The 18,356-nt window shown below is 69.3% G+C and carries 13 protein-coding genes; 7 read left to right on the top strand and 6 right to left on the bottom strand.

The window, feature by feature from the left end:
• Window positions 1-38: 38 nt before the first annotated feature.
• On the top strand, window positions 39-197 hold the full coding sequence (locus ACIO52_RS06240; RefSeq protein ID WP_218717989.1) for a hypothetical protein: 159 nt from the start codon (window positions 39-41) through the stop codon (window positions 195-197).
• A gap of 50 nt (window positions 198-247) precedes the next feature.
• On the opposite strand, the gene ACIO52_RS06235 is transcribed toward ACIO52_RS06240, so the two are convergent.
• Genes ACIO52_RS06235 through ACIO52_RS06220 form a run of 4 tightly spaced genes read right to left on the bottom strand, consistent with a single transcriptional unit; the run spans window position 248 to window position 5,641 of the window.
• On the bottom strand, window positions 248-2,248 hold the full coding sequence (locus ACIO52_RS06235; RefSeq protein WP_342801162.1) for an ABC transporter ATP-binding protein: 2,001 nt from the start codon (window positions 2,246-2,248) through the stop codon (window positions 248-250).
• Window positions 2,245-3,111 carry an ABC transporter permease gene (locus tag ACIO52_RS06230; RefSeq protein ID WP_402642059.1) on the bottom strand — a complete coding sequence of 289 codons (867 nt, stop codon included), beginning with the start codon at window positions 3,109-3,111 and terminating at the stop codon, window positions 2,245-2,247. Before ACIO52_RS06230 ends, ACIO52_RS06235 begins: the two co-directional genes overlap by 4 nt.
• A complete protein-coding gene (locus ACIO52_RS06225) occupies window positions 3,108-4,067 on the bottom strand; it encodes an ABC transporter permease (RefSeq protein WP_218717991.1) in 960 nt (319 codons plus the stop codon). Before ACIO52_RS06225 ends, ACIO52_RS06230 begins: the two co-directional genes overlap by 4 nt.
• Window positions 4,064-5,641 (bottom strand): ABC transporter substrate-binding protein, encoded by a 1,578-nt coding sequence (locus tag ACIO52_RS06220; protein WP_402642057.1) that lies wholly within the window; start codon window positions 5,639-5,641, stop codon window positions 4,064-4,066. The genes ACIO52_RS06225 and ACIO52_RS06220 overlap by 4 nt, the downstream gene beginning before the upstream one ends.
• Window positions 5,642-5,913: 272 nt before the next feature.
• Here ACIO52_RS06220 and ACIO52_RS06215 point away from each other — a divergent pair, with 272 nt between their 5' ends.
• The 4 genes from ACIO52_RS06215 to mtnC all read left to right on the top strand — a co-directional run bounded on the left by ACIO52_RS06215 (window position 5,914) and on the right by mtnC (window position 11,267).
• A complete protein-coding gene (locus ACIO52_RS06215) occupies window positions 5,914-8,274 on the top strand; it encodes an arylsulfatase (protein WP_402642054.1) in 2,361 nt (786 codons plus the stop codon).
• Window positions 8,275-8,361: 87 nt separating this feature from the next.
• On the top strand, window positions 8,362-9,999 hold the full coding sequence (gene mtnA, locus ACIO52_RS06210; RefSeq protein ID WP_402642051.1) for an S-methyl-5-thioribose-1-phosphate isomerase: 1,638 nt from the start codon (window positions 8,362-8,364) through the stop codon (window positions 9,997-9,999).
• A gap of 3 nt (window positions 10,000-10,002) precedes the next feature.
• On the top strand, window positions 10,003-10,578 hold the full coding sequence (locus ACIO52_RS06205) for an acireductone dioxygenase (RefSeq protein ID WP_218717995.1): 576 nt from the start codon (window positions 10,003-10,005) through the stop codon (window positions 10,576-10,578).
• Window positions 10,575-11,267 (top strand): acireductone synthase, encoded by a 693-nt coding sequence (gene mtnC / locus ACIO52_RS06200; RefSeq protein WP_402642047.1) that lies wholly within the window; start codon window positions 10,575-10,577, stop codon window positions 11,265-11,267. The genes ACIO52_RS06205 and mtnC overlap by 4 nt, the downstream gene beginning before the upstream one ends.
• Before the next feature lie 19 nt (window positions 11,268-11,286).
• Here the strand turns inward: mtnC and ACIO52_RS06195 are convergent, their stop codons facing one another.
• A complete protein-coding gene (locus ACIO52_RS06195) occupies window positions 11,287-12,186 on the bottom strand; it encodes a hypothetical protein (RefSeq protein WP_218717997.1) in 900 nt (299 codons plus the stop codon).
• A gap of 204 nt (window positions 12,187-12,390) precedes the next feature.
• Between ACIO52_RS06195 and ACIO52_RS06190 the strand changes: the two genes are divergently transcribed.
• Window positions 12,391-13,224 (top strand): alpha/beta fold hydrolase, encoded by an 834-nt coding sequence (locus ACIO52_RS06190; RefSeq protein ID WP_402642044.1) that lies wholly within the window; start codon window positions 12,391-12,393, stop codon window positions 13,222-13,224.
• Here the strand turns inward: ACIO52_RS06190 and ACIO52_RS06185 are convergent.
• Window positions 13,221-13,952, bottom strand: a complete 732-nt coding sequence (locus tag ACIO52_RS06185; protein ID WP_402642041.1) for a helix-turn-helix transcriptional regulator — start codon at window positions 13,950-13,952, stop codon at window positions 13,221-13,223. The genes ACIO52_RS06190 and ACIO52_RS06185 overlap by 4 nt on opposite strands.
• A gap of 689 nt (window positions 13,953-14,641) precedes the next feature.
• On the opposite strand from ACIO52_RS06185, the gene ACIO52_RS06180 reads away from it, so the two are divergent.
• Complete coding sequence (locus ACIO52_RS06180) at window positions 14,642-18,352, top strand: nitrate reductase subunit alpha (RefSeq protein WP_316575852.1); 3,711 nt, start codon at window positions 14,642-14,644, stop codon at window positions 18,350-18,352.
• The last annotated feature ends 4 nt before the right edge of the window (window positions 18,353-18,356 follow it).

Genomic DNA, 18,356 nt, shown 5'->3' with positions numbered 1-18,356 from the left:
TAGGCGAAACACTATCCCTCGGAAAGGACCGTGTGGAGATGGCTGACAAGTCCAAGAAAACGCCTAAGAAAATGCCCAAGCAGATGCCGCGGCAGCAGCAGCAACAGCGGCAGGAGCAGATGGGCGAGAACTCGCAAGGTATGACGCGAGCAGGTCAGGACGATCGGCGTGAACCGCGCCGCCCCGACCATCGCTGATCCACGTGTGTCGACGAGCCGCCGGTTCCCCTTCCGGCGGCTCGTCCACGTCAGGCCCCGATGCGCTGGAGCGCGCTCGCCGCGGATCCGTCCCGGCCACGGCGAGCCGTCGACGGGTCGGGAGCCGGCACCGCGTCGAGCAGGCGGCGGGTGTACTCCTGGGCCGGTGCGGCGAAGACGGCACCGACCTCGCCGGTTTCGACGATCCGGCCCTGCCGCAACACCACCACCCGGTCGGCGACCTGGTGCACTACCGCCAGATCGTGGCTGATGAACAGGCTGGCGAAGCCGTATTCGGCGCGCAGGTCGGCGAAGAGGTCGAGCACCTGGGCCTGCACCGAGACATCGAGCGCGCTGGTCGGTTCGTCGGCCACCAGTAGCCGTGGCGCCAGCGCCAGCGCACGGGCCAGTGCCACCCGCTGACGCTGACCGCCCGAGAGCTCGCCCGGCCGCCGCTGCGCGTAATCCCGTGGTAGCCGCACCGACTCGAGCAGGTCCCCGACCTTGGCCCGCAGCAGCGCGCCCGAGGCGGCGCGATGCACCTGCAGCGGTTCCGCGATCGCGTCGGCGACGCTGCGCCGCGGGTCGAGCGAGGCGCTCACGTCCTGATGCACCAGCGCGACGTTCTTGCGCAGGCCCCGTAGTTCGCGTCGTGACAGCCCGGCCAGGGAGACACCCTGCAGTTCCACGGTGCCCGATGTCGCGGGCACCAGTCCGAGCGCGGTGCGGCCCAGTGTGCTCTTGCCCGAGCCGGATTCGCCGACCAAGCCCAGCACTTCGCGCGGGCCCAGCGCCAGCGCGATGTCGCGCAGCGCGGGGAAAGGTGCCGCGCCGTGGCGGCCCGGGTAGGTCACCGACAGGTCGTCGATGCGCAACACGTCGCGATAGTCGGGTTCGTCGGTACCGCCGCCCTTCTCGGCGACAACAGCCGGACCGCGCACGACGACGCGCCGCAGGATCCGGCGGGCAGCCGGTTCCGGCTCCTCGGCATCACCGGCCGTCGCTCCCTCGGACGAACCATCGTCCGCGGAGTTCACGCCCTCACCCGCAGCCGATCCCACGACATCGCCACCCGCAGCACCGACGCCATCGCCCGCACTACGCTCGCCACCGTCGCCCGCAGCACGCTCGTCGCCGTCGATCTCGGCGCGCTCGGCGTCGCCGTCACTCGCGGTACCGCTCACTCCGGCGGGATCGGGCTGCGCCGCGTCGATTTCACTCGCGGCGCCGACGATCTCACCCGTACGGGCCCCGGCCCCACGCTCGGACACCGCGGGCAGCCGCGGCACCGACGCCAGCAGGGTCCGCGTGTACTCCGCCTCCGGTGCGCCGAACAGCCCGAACACCGTCTGTTCTTCGACGACCTGCCCGGCCCGCATCACCACCACCCGGTCGGCGATCTCGGCGACCACGCCGAGGTTGTGGGTGATGAACAGGATCGCCGTGCCCCGCTCGCGCCGCAGGGTCCGCAGCAGGTCGAGGATCTCCGCCTGGACGGTGACGTCGAGCGCGGTGGTGGGCTCGTCGGCGATGAGCAGGTCCGGGTCGCCGGATAGGGCCAGCGCGATCACCACGCGTTGCTTCTGCCCGCCGGAGAGCTGGTGGGGATACCAGTCCAGCCGCTTCGCCGGCTCCGGGATGTCCACGGCGGCAAGCAGTTCGATCGCGCGGGCCTTGGCGGCGGCCTTGTCGGTGACGCCGTGGGCTCGCAGCGCCTGCCGGATCTGGGTACCGATCTTCTGCACCGGGTTGAGCGCGGTCTGCGGCTCCTGGAACACCATGGCGGCCTTGGTGCCGCGCAGTTCTCGCAGGGCCGTCTCGGACGCGTCGATGACCTCGGTGCCCGCCAGCCGGAGGGAACCCGTGGCGTGCGCGGTGCCGGGCAGCAGGCCGAGCACCGACCGCGCGGTGAGCGACTTCCCGGAGCCGGATTCGCCGACGAGGGCGACGACCTCGCCGCGGCGGACCCGCAGGCTCACCCGGTCGACCACGGTTCGATCGCCGAAACCGACAGTCAAGCCGTCGATATCGAGCACCAGCTCGTCGGTCATGCCAGTCTCCTTGCCCGGCCCAGTGCCTGGGCGATCAACAGGAAGCCGAGCGTCAGCCCGGCCACGACGGTCAGCGGGCCGATCGCCATCCACGGGTTGGCGTCGAGGTTGGCGATGGACTCGCCGATCAGCGAGCCGAGCGAGGGTTCCGGCGGACGCACCCCGATGCCGATGAAGCTCATCGCGCCCTCGATGAACACCGCCAGCGACAGCGACAGCGCCAGCTGCACGCCGAGCGGTTCGATCACGTTGGGCAGCACATGCTTACGCAGCGTCCACCAGGTGTCGGCGCCGATCACCTCGGACGCCTCGACGAACGGCTGCTCGCGCACCGCCAGGACGGCGGTGCGGATCTGGCGACCGAAGATCGGGATCTCGGTGGCGATGATGACGATGACGACCGCGTGCCAGCCGGGTCCGGTGACGGCGGCGAGCGCGATCGCGAAGATCAGCGCCGGGAACGCCAGGATCAGGTCGAACACCCGCTGCACGGTGACATCGGCCCAGGGATTCACGGTGGCGGCGAGCCCGGCCAGCGACCCGATCAGCGCGCCGATCGGCACCGCGAGCAGCACGATCAGCAGGTCGACGCGGATGCCGGCGAGCACCCGCGCCGCGACATCCCGATTCAGGTGATCGGTGCCGAGCCAGTGCTCCCCGCTCGGGCCGAGCAGATTGGCGCCGGGGATCTGGGCGAGCGGGTCGTAGGAACTGAGCACACCGGCGAACACACCCGCCAGCGCGATCACCGCGATCAGCGCGACACCGGCGAGCCCCTGCCCCGTGCCCAGCGCCGCGAGCGCACCGGCGCGACGAGGCGACCCCTCCTGGGCGGCAGCCGGTTTCTCGATGGTCGCGGTCATGACCGTCCTCCGATCCGGATGCGGGGATCCAGCCAGGCGTGCGCGATATCGGTCACCAGCTGGATCACCACGAACACCGCCACCGACAGCAGCAACAGCACCTGCACCAGCGGGTAGTCGCGACGACTGATGCCCTGTTCGATGAGCTGGCCGATGCCCGGCCAGACGAAGGCCGCCTCCACCAGTACGGCACCGCCGAGCAACTGCCCGGTCTGCAGGCCGAGCACGGTGAGCAGGGTCGGCAGCGCGTTGCGCAGCGCGCCTCGGGTGACGATCTCGCGGTGCGGGACGCCGAGTGAACGCGCGGTCAGCACATACGGTTTCGTGAGTTCGGTGCGCAGCGACTCGGTGAGGAACCGGGTCAGCGCCGCCGCCACCGGCAGCGCGAGGCAGATCGCGGGCAGCAGCAGATACTGCACGGCGATATCGGGCCGGGCGATGAAGCCGTCCGGCGGCACACCACCGGCGGGCAGCACCGGGACCGCGACCGCGAAGACCAGCACCAGCAGCGGCCCGACGACGAAGGTCGGCAGGGCCACCGCGACCGTATTGGCCGCGGCGACAACGGCGCTCAGCCACCGGCTCGGCCACAGCACCGACGCCAGCGAGACCGCCAGACTCGCCACGACGGCCAGGATCAGCGCGGTCACCGTCAGGACCAGGGTGTTGGTGAGACCGCGGCCGACCAGATCGGTGATCTGCCCGCCGATGATGTAGGAACGCCCGAGATCGAGGGTGAACAGGTCAGCGAGCCAGTTCAGGTACTGCACCGGGATGGACCGGTCCAGGCCCAGCTGATGGCGGATCGCCGCGATCGATTGCGGCGTCGCGTCGTTGCCCGCCAGGATCGTGGCCGGATCACCGGGCACCAGGCGCAGCAGCAGGAAGATCAGCACCGAGGCGCCGAACAGCACGAGCAGTGCCGACGGCAGCCGGTGCAGCAGATAGCGGGTCATGACAGGAAGGTGTCGGTGAGCACGGGCTCACGGCGCTTGGTCCAGGCGAGCTCGTGCACCTTGTTCGCCGTGGCGTACTGCTGGAAACGCACGCCGATCTCGATCAGGAACAGTCCTTCCAGCAGTTGGTCGCTGACGGTGTGGAAGGCGCGCACCGCGTCCGGGCCGGTACCCTGGGGCAGCTGCCAGGCCGCGTCGGCCGCCGCGGTGTAGGCGGGCGATTCGTAGCGGGAGGCGTTGCGGCGGGCGTTGAACGGGTAGGCGCTCACGGTCAGCGTCGACGGCACGAACTGCGCCCACGAGTGATCAGTCACCCACAGGCCACGGAACTGCTGACCGGTGAGCTGCTTGACGAAGGTGGCGGCGTCGACCGGGTCCAGGGTCACCTCGATACCGACCTCGGCGAGGTTGGCCTGCACGATCTGGGCCGTCTCCTCGTAGCCGGGCGCGAAGGTGAGCGGCAGCTTCGGCGGCTTGCCCGCCTGGGTGAGCAGATCCTTGGCCTTGGCGACATCGCGGCTGTACTTGGTGTTGCGCGACTCGTCGAAGGCGGGCGAGGTCTTGGGCCACGGCACGTTCAGCGGATAGCCCGCGCCGCGGAAGACCTCGGCGATGATCCGCTCACGGTCCAGGGCGTAGGCGATGGCTTGGCGCACCCGCACATCGGCCAGCGCCGGTTCGGTGACGTTGACGCCGACGTAGGCCTGCAGTTCCGCGCCCTCGAGGTCGAGCACCCGGTAGCCGCCCGCCTCGGCGAGGTTCTCGGCGTCGCGGTAGCCGAGTTCCCTGGCCACCGCGATCTGCCCGGACTTGAGCGCGTTCAGCAGCGCCTGCGGGTCCTGGATGATCGAGACCTCGACGCGGTCGAGGTAGGGGCGCTCGGGGACCCAGTAGTTCGGGTTCTTCTCGAAGACGATCTGCGAATTCGGTACGCGCTGGACGTATTCGAACGGCCCGGTGCCGATGTAGGTGTCGCCGGTGCCCAGCTGGTCGATGGTCTCGCTGTCGAGGATGGGCACGGTGTCGAGCAGGTCGTAGATGTTGCTCAGCGGATGGGCCAGCTGCAACACGATGCGGGTGGGCGAGACGATGTCGAAGCCGGTGACCGCGGCCGCGGTGCTGCGCAGCTGGGCCGACCACTTGGCGTCGGCGTAGGTGCGGATGGAGAACTCCACGTCCTCGGCGGTGAACGGCCTGCCGGAGTGGAACTTCACGTCGTCGCGCAGGTCGAGCGCGATCGAGCGGCCGTCGGCGGCGAGCTGCCACGACTTCGCCAGCAGCGGTCGCGGTTCCAGCGTGTCGTTCGGGTAGCGGATCAGCGATTCGTAGACCAGGCCGATGACGACCGGCGTCGCGGCGGTGTTGGTCAGCAGGTTGGCGGGCACCAGGTCCTCGCGGATACCCACCTTCAGGGTGCCGCCGCGCACCGGAGTCGCGTTGTCACCGCCGGCCTTCTGCTCCGAGACGGCCGAGGTGCAGGCCGCCAGCGCCGTGCCACCGAAGATGGCCGCCGCGGCGATGCCGCCTGCGCGCAGGAAGTTACGGCGATCGAGGCCGCCGGGGGTAAAGCTCATCGTGGGATTCCTCGAGGACACGTCGACCCGCGCTGCGGGCCGAACGGCGCGCAGCACAGGAGCGCACCGGGGAAAGGGGACACATCGGCTCGTTCGGCCGCGTACGTCAGCAGACGTACGTCAGCCACGCAGGACGCGACACGAACAGCAGCGAGAGGGCTGATTCGTGGGCACGGCAGTGACGCTAACAAGTTGCGCCGCAGGGGTCACCGATTCCGCGCAAGATGCATATAACCCTGGTGACCAGGGAATATGTCACCTTTACTGCCAGAATGCCTGTTCCACCCCACGCTCGCGGTTACGAATCCTTCGGTGGTTCGGCCGGTCGCACCTCGGCCGATTCCACCCCGGAATGGACCTCTCCCCCGACCGCGCCCGCCGGCGCGCCCAATATCGTCGTCGTGCTCGTCGACGATATGGGCTACAGCGATATCGGCCCGTTCGGCTCCGAGATCGAGACGCCGACGCTGGACCGGCTGGCCGCCCAGGGCGTGCGCCTGTCGAATTACCACACCACGCCGCTGTGCTCACCCTCGCGCGCGGCCTTGCTGACCGGAATCAATTCCCACCGCGCGGGTTTCGGCTTCGTCGCCAATGCCGATCCCGGCTATCCCGGACTGCGCCTGGAACTGGCCGACGACGTGCTCACGCTGCCGGAGATCCTGCGCGGCAACGGATACGCGACCTACGCCGTGGGGAAATGGCATCTCGTGCGGGACGCCACGATGAATCCGTCGGCGCATCGCGATTCCTGGCCGACGCAACGGGGTTTCGACCGCTACTACGGATCGCTGGAGGGGCTGAATTCGTTCTACTACCCGAATCAGCTGGTCTCCGACAGTTCGGTGGTCGATATCGAGGAGTACCCGCAGGGCTACTACCTCACCGACGATCTCACCGACAAGGCGCTGGCCTACCTCAAGGACCTGCGCGCCCACGATGCCACCAAGCCGTTCTTCCTGTACTTCGCGCACGTGGCGATGCACGGACCACTGCAGGCCAAGGCCGAGGACCAGGCGAAGTATCGCGGCCGCTACGCCGAGGGCTGGGACGAACTGCGCCGCCAGCGTTTCGCCGAACAGCTGGCCCAGGGCCTGTTCCCGCCCGGCACGCAGCAGAAGCCGCGCAATACCGAGCCCGGTTACGAAGCCGCGGAATGGGATTCGCTCTCCGACGACGAGCGCAGGCGCTACGCCAAGTACATGGAGGTGTACGCGGGCATGGTCGACAGCATCGACCAGAGCCTGGGCCGCATCGTCGATCTGCTCGAGGACCTGGGCGAACTCGACAACACCATCATCGTGTTCACCTCCGACAACGGCGGCACCGCCGAGGGCGGCCCCGAGGGCACCCGCTCGTACTTCGCCGAGTTCGCCCATATCGACGATCCGGACTGGGTCGGCGACGTCCCGCACGACGAGGACCTGATCGGCACCGCCGAGCTGGGTGTGCACTACCCGCGCGGCTGGGGTCAGGCGTCCAACACGCCGTTCCGCTTCTACAAGGGCCAGACCTTCGCCGGTGGCGTGCGGGTGCCGCTGGTGGTGTCGTGGCCGAAGGGCCTGCCGCGCACCGACGCCGACACCGGCATCCGGCACGAGTACGCCTATGTCACCGATCTGGCCCCGACCCTGCTCGAGCTGGCCGGACTGGAGCGGCCGTCGGTGCGTAACGGGCTGCCCGCCAAAGAGTTCGACGGTGTCTCGGCGGCCGAGCTGCTGCGCGATCCGGCCGCGCCGACCCGCCACACCGAGCAGTACTCGGAGATGACCGGGCATCGCGGGTTCTATCGCGATGGGTGGAAGCTGCTGTCGCTGTACGAGGCCGGGGCCGATCTGGACGCGCCGCACTGGCAGCTGTTCGATGTGCGCGCCGATCCGACCGAGCTGCACGATCTCTCGGCGCAGTACCCGGACAAGGCCGCCGAGCTGGCCGCGGCCTGGGACGAATCGGCCTGGGCGAATACCGTGTTCCCGCTGCTCACCCGCGCCGACCTGTTCCGGCGCCGTCCCGAGGAAGCCCGGTTCGCCGCACCGGTGCGGCTGCTGCCCGGCACGCCGACCCTGGAGCGCTACCGCTCACAGCGCCTGATCGCCTACCGCGATTTCACCATCACCGCCGAGCTCACCGGTCGCCGGGCGGAGTCGCCGACGCCCGCCGGGGACAGTCCCACGGTCACCGGCTTCCGGCCGGGCGACGAAGGCGTGCTCGTCGCGCACGGCGACCCGCTGGGCGGCTACCTGCTCTATGTCGAGAACGACGAGGTGGTGTTCGGCGTCAACAGCTACGGCCGCTACGCGTCGGTGGCGGCCGCACTGCCGGGCGGGGCCGGGGAGATCACCGTGCGCGCGGCGATCCGGCCGCACCTGCGCTGGGACTTCGTGGTCGAGGTCGACGGGGCGGCGGTCGCCGAGCTCACCGATCAGGTGCAGCTGGTCGGCATGGCGCCGTGGACCGGCATCTCGGTCGGCGTCGACGCGCGCGGTCCGGTCGACGGGGAGCTGCGCGAGCGCCGTGGGCCGTTCCGGTACACGGGGTCGCTGCGGGCGATCACCTACACCCCCGGTCCGATCCAGGTACCGCAGGCCACGATCGACGCCGTGGAGCGCGAGGCGGAATACGTCGCCGAGTGACCGGGGCGACCGGGCCCGGGCTTCGTGCCCGGACCAGGTCGGATACCGTTTATCAGGCACGATGACCGACCCGAAGTAAGGACACCGATGGACGACAGCTCGCTCACCTGGGACGACGGAGCGCTGCTCACCATCGACCAGCGCGGGCTGCCGCACGAGGCGCGGCAGCTGCGCCTGGGTACCGTCGACGAGATCATCGACGCGATCACCACGCTGGCCATTCGCGGCGCCCCGGCGATCGGGATCGCGGGGGCGTTCGGCGTGGTCATCGCGACCAGGGCGCACACCGCGGGCGGGGTGGTGGACGAGGCCGCCGTGCAGGCCGAGGCCGATCGGATCGCGGCGGCCAGGCCGACCGCGGTCAACCTGGCCTGGGCGGTCGAGCGGGTGCGCGGGCGGATCGCCGACGGCGCCGACGCAGTGCTGGCCGAGACCCTCGACCTGCTCGCCGAGGACGGCCGGGTGAACCTGGCCGCCGCCACCCACGCCGCCGACCTGGTGCAGCGGCTGTGTGGCGACGGGCCGCTGCGGCTGCTCACACACTGCAACACCGGCCGCCTGGCCACCAGTGCCGTCGGCACCGCGATCGGCGCGCTGCGGGTGCTGCACGAGCGCGACGCGGTCGCGGACGTGATCGTCGACGAGACCCGGCCGCTGCTGCAGGGCGCCCGGCTCACCGCGTGGGAGCTGGCCGAGGCGGGCATCCCGCACCGGCTGACCATCGATTCCGCCGCCGCCTGGGCGATGGCCACCGGGCAGGTCGACGCCGTGCTCGTCGGGGCCGACCGGATCACGGCCAACGGCGACGTCGCCAACAAGATCGGCACCTTCACCCTGGCTTTGGCCGCCCGCCACCACGGCATCCCGTTCATCGTGGTCGCGCCGGAGTCCACCCGTGACACCGCGATGGCGACCGGCGCGCAGATCGTGGTCGAGCAGCGGGCCGCCGCCGAGGTCACCGGGTTCGGCGCAGTGGCGACAGCACCCGCGGGTACCGCCGTGTTCAACCCCGCCTTCGACGTGACCCCCGCCGATCTGGTGACCGCCGTCGTCACCGAAAACGGTGTGGTCTACGGGATTTCGCAGCCGCATGCCACCCAGGGCGCGGCGATCGCGGCCACCGCGCGCCAGCTCTACGAGCGCGGATGGATGCCGGGCACCGCGGGCAATATCTCGGTGCGGCTCGACGAGGACGCGCTGATCACCGCGAGCGGGCTGTCCAAAGGCGAACTGACCGAACGGGATATGGTCCTGGTCGCCGTGGCCGACACGACGCCGCGCCCGGGCCAGAGCCGGAAACCGTCCGCGGAGACCAGCATTCACACCGCCGTCTACCGCACCCGCGCGGCCGGGGCCGTCGTGCACGTGCACTCGCCGTTCGCGACCGCGCTGGCGACCACCGCCGCGCGGCCCGGTGACGCGGTGAGTACGCTGTCGATCACCGGATACGAGCTGCTCAAGGGCTTCGGCCTGGCCGACCCGGCCGCGGTGGCGGTCCCGGTGTTCCCGAACTGGCCCGAGGTCGCGCGCATCGGCGCCGACATCGAGACCTATCTGCGCGATAACCCCGGCGCCCCACCGATTCTGTTCATCACCGGGCACGGCATCACCACCTGGGGTGACACTCTTGCCCAGGCGCGCGATCGCGCCGAATGCCTGGAAGCCCTGTGCGAGTTGATCGCCCGCACGGGGCGCACCGACGCCACGCCACTCGAGATCGGATAGACAATGACCCTGCTGCAAGTGATGGCCGCCGACAACGCCGCCGACGTGCGCGTACGCACCACCGATACCGCCGAGATCGCCGCCGAGCTGGACAAGCACGGCATCGCCTTCTCACGCTGGGACGTGCTGGCCGACGCCGCGAACACCGACTCCGACACCCTGCTCGCCCACTACGCTCCGCAGATCGGCGAACTCAACGCGGCGGGCCGCTACGAGCACATCGACGTCGCCCGGATCCACCCCGACGACGACAACCCGGAATGGCCCGCCACGGCGGCGGGCGCGCGCGCGAAGTTCCTCGACGAGCACCGCCACGCCGAGGACGAGGTGCGCTTCTTCGCCGCCGGTCGCGGCTGCTTCTACCTGCACCTCGGCGACGCCGTGCTGGCGACGGTCTGCGAAGCCGGCGATCTGCTCTCGGTCCCCGCGGGCACCCTGCACTGGTTCGACATGGGTACCCGGCCCGACTTCATCGCCATCCGCTTCTTCGAGGAGGCCGACGGCTGGATCGGCGACTTCACCGGCGACAAGATCAGCGCGGGCTTCCCGACGCTGGACGAACTGCTCGCCGCGTCGTGACCCGCGCCGTCGTCCTCGACATCGAGGGCACCACCAGCCCCACCGATTCGGTGCGCAACGACCTCTACGGCTACACCGAGCAGCGGCTGCCCGCCTGGCTGGCCGAGAACGCTGCCGGCGCTGCGGAATCCGTGCTCGCCCAGACCAGGGAGCTGGCCGGTGAGCCCTACGCCGGCACCGACCGGATCGCCGAGATCCTCATCGGCTGGTTGCGTTCCGATGTCAAGGCCGAGCCGCTCAAGGCCGCGCAGGGCGCGATCTGCGCCCAGGGGTTCCGGGCGGGCGCGCTGCACGGGCGGTTCTTCGCCGACGTGGTGCCCGCGCTGTCGGCCTGGCACGCGGCCGGGCTCGACCTGTACGTGTACTCGTCGGGTTCCGAACGCAACCAACGGGATTGGTTCGCCTTCGCCGAGTCCGGCGACCTGTCCGGCTTGATCACCGATCACTTCGATCTGGTCAGCGCCGGCCCCAAGCGCGAGGCCGCGTCCTACGACGTCATCGCCGAGCGCATCGGCGTCCCGGCCGCGCAGATCCTGTTCCTGTCCGACCACCCGGACGAACTCGATGCCGCCGTGGCCGCCGGATGGCAGGCCGTCGGCGTGCACCGCACGGGCGAACCCAACCCGCCGCGCCCGCCGCATCGCTGGGTCGGGTCGTTCACCGAGGTCGAGGTCGGCGCGGCGGTCTGACCGATCGGCCCGGGCGCGGTCAGCTGACGTGCGCCCGGACCGCACCCAGCTTTCCGCGCTGCACCGTGGTGAATACCCGGCGGGCGTGCACGGCGACAGGGCTGGTCGACCACGGAGCCAGGGTGGTGGTGAACATCAGTTCGCACCAGGACAGGGCCGGGATCTCGCCCGCGGCGAGGGTGGCGATCAGGGAGAGCTCGGTGTCGTGGCCGAGCCAGGACGCCACCAGCCAGGAGGCGTCGAAGCGGCCGAGGAACTCCTCGGCGTCCTCGGGCGGGCCGTGCGGGGTGTCGACAGTGAGGTGGACGACGGCGGAGACGGCGTGGCGCATCTTGGCGTCCATGCCGATCGCGTCGTGCAGCAGCAGCCCCTCCAACGCCGAGCGCAGTTCCGACCAGTGATCCGTGGCGTTTTCGTGCATGACAGGCCCTTCCTGTGGTTCGGACTGCTGTTCGAGGCCGCCGGTGATCGAGCGGAGCACCGGCGCGCTCGGCGGCTCGGCGGGATCGACCAGGCTGGTCAGTGGGCCCGAGTTCCAGTCGAGCCTGCCGAAGGCATGGCACCAGTCCTGGGCTGGATTGTCCTCGGTGACAAGGAGATCGAGGGCCAGACCGGCCATCGATGCGGTGCAGGCCAGCGTGACGGCGTCGAGCTCGTCGTCGCTGACCGACAGGTGCAGGGTCGCCTTGTCGACGCCCGTATCGTCGCGGGCCCGGCCGGCCAGCCAGATCGCGCGGCCCGCGGCACCCATGGCCGCGGCGTGGCGGTCACCGCGTGGATGGTCGACATCGGCGTCGAGATAGGGGCCATACCAGATGGCCCTGCCTTCCGCACCGCACACCGCGAAGGTGTCCGAGAGCCCGTCGCCCGCGGCGGCAAGCCATATATGTGCGTGATTTCCGTACTCCGTCACCCTCATCAGTTCACTCCCCGAAATTCTCTGATCGAGCCGTACGTCGTTGTCCTTCGATCCAATCGGCCGTGAACACATGTGTCCATAGCAGGCGGTAAATCGGCACACCCCCTCGAGGTACATACACTCGCCAGTGAATTCACAGAACCGGCGGTGACCACATTTCTGACGGCGGGGCGAAATGGTCGTCAGCACTTGTATGTTTCGAACATGCCTTATGTGCACTCCGACTCGGTGAACATCCATTTCCGTACCGGCGCGGTTCGCGGGCCCACCCTGCTGCTCGCCCACGGATTCCTGATGGACGAATCCATGTTCGATCCGATTCGAACCATATTGGCGCACAACGGCATCAACGTCATCGCCTGGGACGCCCGCGGTCACGGCCGGACCGGCTACGGCGCCGACCCGCGCTTCGACTACTGGGACCTGGCCGAGGACGGTCTGCGCGTGCTCGACGCGGTCGGCGTCGAAACCGCGGTGGTCGGCGGAATGAGCCAGGGCGGATACGCCGCCTTACGGATGGCGCTGCTCGCGCCGGGACGGGTCAGCGGACTCGCCCTGCTCGACACCGAGGCGGGCGCGTGCACCCGGGCCGACGAAACCTACTACGAAGAATTCTTCGACGAATGGTGCGGCACCGCGGAATTGGTGCCACTGGCCGAAGAATTGGCGCCCCAATTGATCGGGGGCGATCGCCCGGATATCTGGCGCTGGTGGATCACCCGCTGGCTGACCCACGATCGCACGGCCCTGCATCCGGCGGCCCGGTGCCTGATCGATCGGGATTCCGTGCTGGAGCGGCTCGGCGAGATCACCGTGCCCGCGCTCGTCCTGCGCGGCGAATACGACCACAGCAGCACCGCCGAGAAATGCGCGCGGCTGGCGGCGGGACTCCCCGGGGCACGCGGCGTGCACACGGTGCCCGGCGCGGGTCACGGAGCCCCCGTGACCCACCCCGACGACGTCGCCGCCGCACTGATCGAGCTGGTCACCACCCGCACACCACACACCGCGGCACCGGTCGCCGTCGCCGGCATCTAGGCGCCGTCGGGTTCCCGCACCGCCAGGTAGTACTGGATGCGGCCGGGGTAGGCCACCGAGTCGAGGCGGAAGAGCTGGACGTCGACGGTGTAGTACTCGCCGGTGTTCAGATCACACAGCCGCATGGCGGTGTGCTCGCGGCCGTAGACGGTGTCGCCGTCGTCCCAGATCCGCCGGAAGTCCGGATACTGGGCGAGCTCGTCGAGCAGCTCCGCCGCCCACTCACCGCCGCCCTGCTGACCGATCAGACCGCGCAGCCAGTGCACGGTCAGGGTCGACTCCTTCTCCCATTCCACCATCACCTTGCGCGAGAGCGGGTTGCCGAAGAACCAGCGCAGGATGTTCACGTCCTCGACCAAGCCGGGGAACGCGCGATGATAGGAGTTGTTGCCCGCCAGCACATTCCAGCGCGTGTCGACATAGGCCGCCAGGTTCGGCTCCTGGAGGGCCAGCGTCCGGCGCATCTCGGCGTTGATCTCGGCGCGCAGGTCGTCGACCGACGGATTGTCCACGGGAGCGAGCCCGGCCAGATCGAACAGATGCCTGCGCTCGATGTCGGTCACCGGGGTGATCCGGTCGAGGTAGCGCACCAACGCCTCGACGACGGCCTGCGTCGGCCGGTCCCGGTCCCCGCTCTCCAGATGCGTGATGTAGCTCGAGCTGACACCGGCCGCGAAAGCCAGTTTTTCCCGGGAAATCCGCCGATCGTCGCGCAGTCGCCGCAGCAACCCGCCGAGTGTCGGCGGCTTCGGCGGACCAGCCGGCCCGTCGGACGATGACTTCGGTAGCACCCCAACCCTCCCTGTCTGCACCGCCCCATCCTGGATGACGTTTCAACCTCGAACCAATCGCCGAACGGAAAAGTTGCCGTTTCTTTATATTGACGCGTTGTCTATTGGGTAGTTACCGACCGGCAACTGTGGGCGCGATCACGAAACACCAAGGGCCGAGGCGAAATAAAAGGATTCGAATTCTTTCCGTACAGCAGTGCTATAGACTTCGCCGCCGCACGCCAGTCGACGCGCGAGCGACCTCGATCCACCCCTCCCGCACGGGCGCCGACTCCGCCGCGACAACCCCCGCGCGGTGTGCGGGCCGTCACATCTTCCCTGTTCAGCGAGCCCGCCGGATGTGTAAACAAATGTAAACCGCCCGAGAACCAGCGGTTTCCGAAGCATCACCGCGGGCCCGGGAACAGGCTCCGCGCGACTCCCGTTCAGCCAGGTCGCCGCCCGTTGACCCAGGTCGGCCCCGAATCGCGCGCCGCCGCCCGAGCCGCGTCCGTGACCACGAGATTTCGCCGACCTCACAGCTCACCGAGGGGTCACCGAGGATGTGAAAAGTTCGTTTTGCCGGAGCACCCGGTCTCTTTACAGTTGCCCCTATCAGCCCGAAAGCACAGCTCGAAGGGGGCGTCGTGGTTAATTCGCGCACTCATGGTCCGTCGCCCACCGATATCGGCGACACGTTGCTGAACCTCGGTAAATACTTTCAGCGCGGTGAGGTCTCGCCGGACAACCGGTCGGTGTACAAGGTCGGCGGTCGCGACGCCGACGCGTTCTACCGCGACCGCTGGTCGCACGACAAGGTGGTGCGCTCCACCCACGGCGTGAACTGCACCGGTTCGTGCTCCTGGAAGATCTACGTCAAGGACGGCGTGATCACCTGGGAGTCGCAGCAGACCGACTACCCCTCGGTGGGCTCGGACAAGCCGGAATACGAACCGCGCGGCTGTCCGCGTGGCGCGTCGTTCTCCTGGTACACCTACTCCCCTGCCCGGGTGCGCTACCCGTACGTGCGCGGCACGCTGCTCGACCTGTACCGCAAGGCCAAGGCCGAGCTCAAGGACCCGGTGCTGGCGTGGGAGTCGATCGTCGAGGACCCGGCCAAGGCCAAGGCCTACAAGACCGCGCGCGGTAAGGGCGGTTTCGTCCGGGCCGAGTGGTGGGAGGCCGCCGAGATCGCCGCGGCCGCGCACGTCTACACGATCAAGCAGTACGGACCCGACCGCGTGGCCGGCTTCTCGCCGATTCCCGCGATGTCGATGGTCAGCCACGCCACCGGCGCCCGGTTCGTATCGCTCATCGGCGGCTACATGCTCTCGTTCTACGACTGGTACGCCGACCTGCCGGTGGCCTCGCCGCAGGTCTTCGGCGATCAGACCGACGTGCCGGAGTCGGCCGACTGGTTCGACGCGGGCTACCTGATCATGTGGGGCTCCAACGTCCCGGTGACCCGCACGCCCGACGCGCACTACATGACCGAGGCGCGTTACCGCGGCCAGAAGGTCGTGGTGGTCTCCCCCGACTACGCCGACAACACCAAGTTCGCCGACGAGTGGGTCGCGGCGCGACCGGGCACCGACGCGGCGCTGGCGATGGCCATGGGCCACGTGGTGCTCAAGGAGTTCTTCCTCGAGAAGCAGACGCCGAGCTTTCTGAACTACATCAAGTCCTACACCGACCTGCCCTTCCTGATCTGCCTCGACGAGGCGGACGGCCAGGGCGGCGCGCTGCCCGGCAAGTTCCTCACCGCCGCCGACCTGGGCCAGACCGGCGAGGGCGTCGAGCACAAGCCGGTGCTGCTGGACCAGGCCGGGAACCCGGTCGTGCCCAACGGTTCGCTCGGCCATCGCTTCGGCGAGGGCGACGCGGGCAAGTGGAACCTCGATCTCGAGGGTGTCGACCCGCTGCTCACCCTGCTCGGCCACTCGGGCGACGCGCCCGCCGAGATCGCGCTGCCGCGCTTCGACACCGACTCCGCCGAGTCGATCATCCGCGGCGTGCCGACCAAGATCGTCGCGGGCAAGCGGGTCACGACGGTGTTCGACCTGCTGCTGGCCCAGTACGGCCTCGGCCGCGAGGGTCTGCCCGGCCAGTGGGCCAAGGGCTACGACGACGCCGAGTCGCCGTACACCCCGGCCTGGCAGGAGACCATCACCGGTGTGCCCGCTGTGCAGGCCGCGCGCATCGGTCGCGAGTTCGCCGACAACGCCGAGCGTTCCGGCGGCCGCTCGATGATCCTGATGGGCGCGGGTACCAACCACTGGTTCCACTCCGATCAGATCTACCGCGCGTTCTTCACCCTGACGCTGCTCACCGGCTGCCAGGGCAAGAACGGCGGCGGCTGGGCCCACTATGTCGGCCAGGAGAAGTGCCGTCCCGTCACCGGCTGGGCCACGCTGGCGTCGGCCTCGGACTGGCAGCGGCCGCCGCGCCAGATGCAGGGCACCGTGTTCTGGTACCTGACCAACGACCAATGGCGCTACGACCCGTTCACCTCCGACGCCTTCGCCTCGCCGCTGGGCAAGGGCAAGTTCGCGGGCCGCACCGCCGCCGACAACATCGCGCTGGCCAGCAGGCTCGGCTGGATGCCGAGCTACCCGACCTTCAACCGCAACCCGCTCGACCTCAGCGACGAGGCCGCCGCCGCGGGCACCACCGCCGCCGACCACGTCGTCTCCCAGCTCAAGTCCGGTGACCTGCGGTTCGCCTGTGAAGACCCCGACGCTCCCGAGAACTTCCCGCGCGTGCTCACCGTGTGGCGGGCCAACCTGCTCGGCTCCTCGGGCAAGGGCAACGAGTACTTCCAGAAGCACCTGCTCGGCTGCGGCTCCAACCTGCAGACCACCGACGCCACCGGCGTGCGGCCACAGGAACTGGAATGGCGGGAGGAGGGCGCGGAGGGCAAGCTGGATCTGCTGCTGGCGCTGGACTTCCGCATGACCAGCACCACGCTGTTCGCCGATATCGTGCTGCCGGCCGCCACCTGGTACGAGAAGCACGACCTGTCCTCCACCGACATGCACCCGTTCGTGCACGCGTTCTCCCCCGCCATCTCCCCGCCGTGGGAGGCCAAGACCGACTTCGAGGCGTTCCACCGGATCGCGCGCGGTTTCTCCTGGCTGGCCGAGAAGCACCTGGGCACCCGCAAGGACATCGTCGCGGTGCCGTTGCAGCACGACTCCCCCGACGCGCTCGCGCAGGCCGGCGGCAAGGTGCTGGACTGGAAAGCCGGTGAGTGCGAGCCGATTCCGGGCAAGACCATGCCCAAGATCGTCGAGATCGAACGCGACTACACCAAGATCGCGGAGAAGCTCGCGGCACTGGGCCCGCTAGTCGACACCCTGGGTGTGACCACCAAGGGCATCACCACCTACCCGGACAAAGAGGTGGCGTACCTCGCGGGCAAGAACGGCACCGTCGTCTCCGGCATCGCGGCCGGGCGGCCGTCGCTGGCCAAGGACACCTTCGCCGCCGAGACCATCCTGGCGCTGTCGGGCACCACCAACGGCCGCCTCGCGGTCGAGGGCTTCCACCAGCTCGAGCGCCGCACCGGCACCAAGCTGGCCGACCTCGCGGCCGAGGCCGAGGGCAAGCAGATCACCTTCGCCGACACCCAGGCCAGGCCGGTCCCGGTGATCACCTCGCCGGAGTGGTCGGGCAGTGAGAGCGGTGGCCGCCGGTACTCGCCGTTCACCATCAACGTCGAGCGGCTCAAGCCGTGGCACACCCTCACCGGGCGCCAGCACTTCTACCTCGATCACGACTGGATGATCGAACTCGGCGAGCAGCTGCCGATCTTCCGGCCGCCGCTGGACATGACCGCGCTGTTCGCCGAACCGTCGATCGGCAATGTCGCCGGTGGCGGGGTGACCGTGCGGTACCTGACGCCGCACTCCAAGTGGTCCATCCACTCGGCCTACCAGGACAACCTGCACATGCTGACGCTCTCGCGCGGCGGTCAGACGATCTGGATGTCGGACCGCGACGCCGCCAAGATCGGTGTCGCCGACAACGATTGGATCGAGGCGATCAACCGCAACGGCATCGTCGTCGCCCGCGCCATCGTCTCGCACCGCATGCCAGAGGGCACGGTCTTCATGTACCACGCGCAGGACCGCGCGGTGGACGTGCCGCGCATCGAGGGCACCGAGACCACGACCAAGGAAGCCAAGGGCAAGCGCGGCGGTATCCACAACGCGCTGACCCGGGTGCTGATCAAGCCGTCGCACCTGATCGGCGGCTACGCCCAGCAGTCCTTCGCGCTGAACTACCACGGCCCCACCGGAAACCAGCGTGACGAGGTCACGACAATTCGCCGACGCAACCAGAACGTGGAGTACTAATCAT

Origin of the sequence: Nocardia sp. NPDC087230 (assembly GCF_044744725.1) — a bacterium.
GTDB classification, from domain to species: domain Bacteria; phylum Actinomycetota; class Actinomycetes; order Mycobacteriales; family Mycobacteriaceae; genus Nocardia; species Nocardia canadensis.
This window is presented reverse-complemented; position numbering and strand designations above follow the sequence as displayed.

Coding starts and splice junctions, on each gene's coding strand:
- ACIO52_RS06240 (WP_218717989.1), top strand. CDS start 39: ATGGCTGACAAGTCCAAGAAAACGCCTAAGAAAATGCCCAAGCAGATG.
- ACIO52_RS06235 (WP_342801162.1), bottom strand. CDS start 2,248: ATGACCGACGAGCTGGTGCTCGATATCGACGGCTTGACTGTCGGTTTC.
- ACIO52_RS06230 (WP_402642059.1), bottom strand. CDS start 3,111: ATGACCGCGACCATCGAGAAACCGGCTGCCGCCCAGGAGGGGTCGCCT.
- ACIO52_RS06225 (WP_218717991.1), bottom strand. CDS start 4,067: ATGACCCGCTATCTGCTGCACCGGCTGCCGTCGGCACTGCTCGTGCTG.
- ACIO52_RS06220 (WP_402642057.1), bottom strand. CDS start 5,641: ATGAGCTTTACCCCCGGCGGCCTCGATCGCCGTAACTTCCTGCGCGCA.
- ACIO52_RS06215 (WP_402642054.1), top strand. CDS start 5,914: ATGCCTGTTCCACCCCACGCTCGCGGTTACGAATCCTTCGGTGGTTCG.
- mtnA (WP_402642051.1), top strand. CDS start 8,362: ATGGACGACAGCTCGCTCACCTGGGACGACGGAGCGCTGCTCACCATC.
- ACIO52_RS06205 (WP_218717995.1), top strand. CDS start 10,003: ATGACCCTGCTGCAAGTGATGGCCGCCGACAACGCCGCCGACGTGCGC.
- ACIO52_RS06195 (WP_218717997.1), bottom strand. CDS start 12,186: ATGAGGGTGACGGAGTACGGAAATCACGCACATATATGGCTTGCCGCC.
- ACIO52_RS06190 (WP_402642044.1), top strand. CDS start 12,391: ATGCCTTATGTGCACTCCGACTCGGTGAACATCCATTTCCGTACCGGC.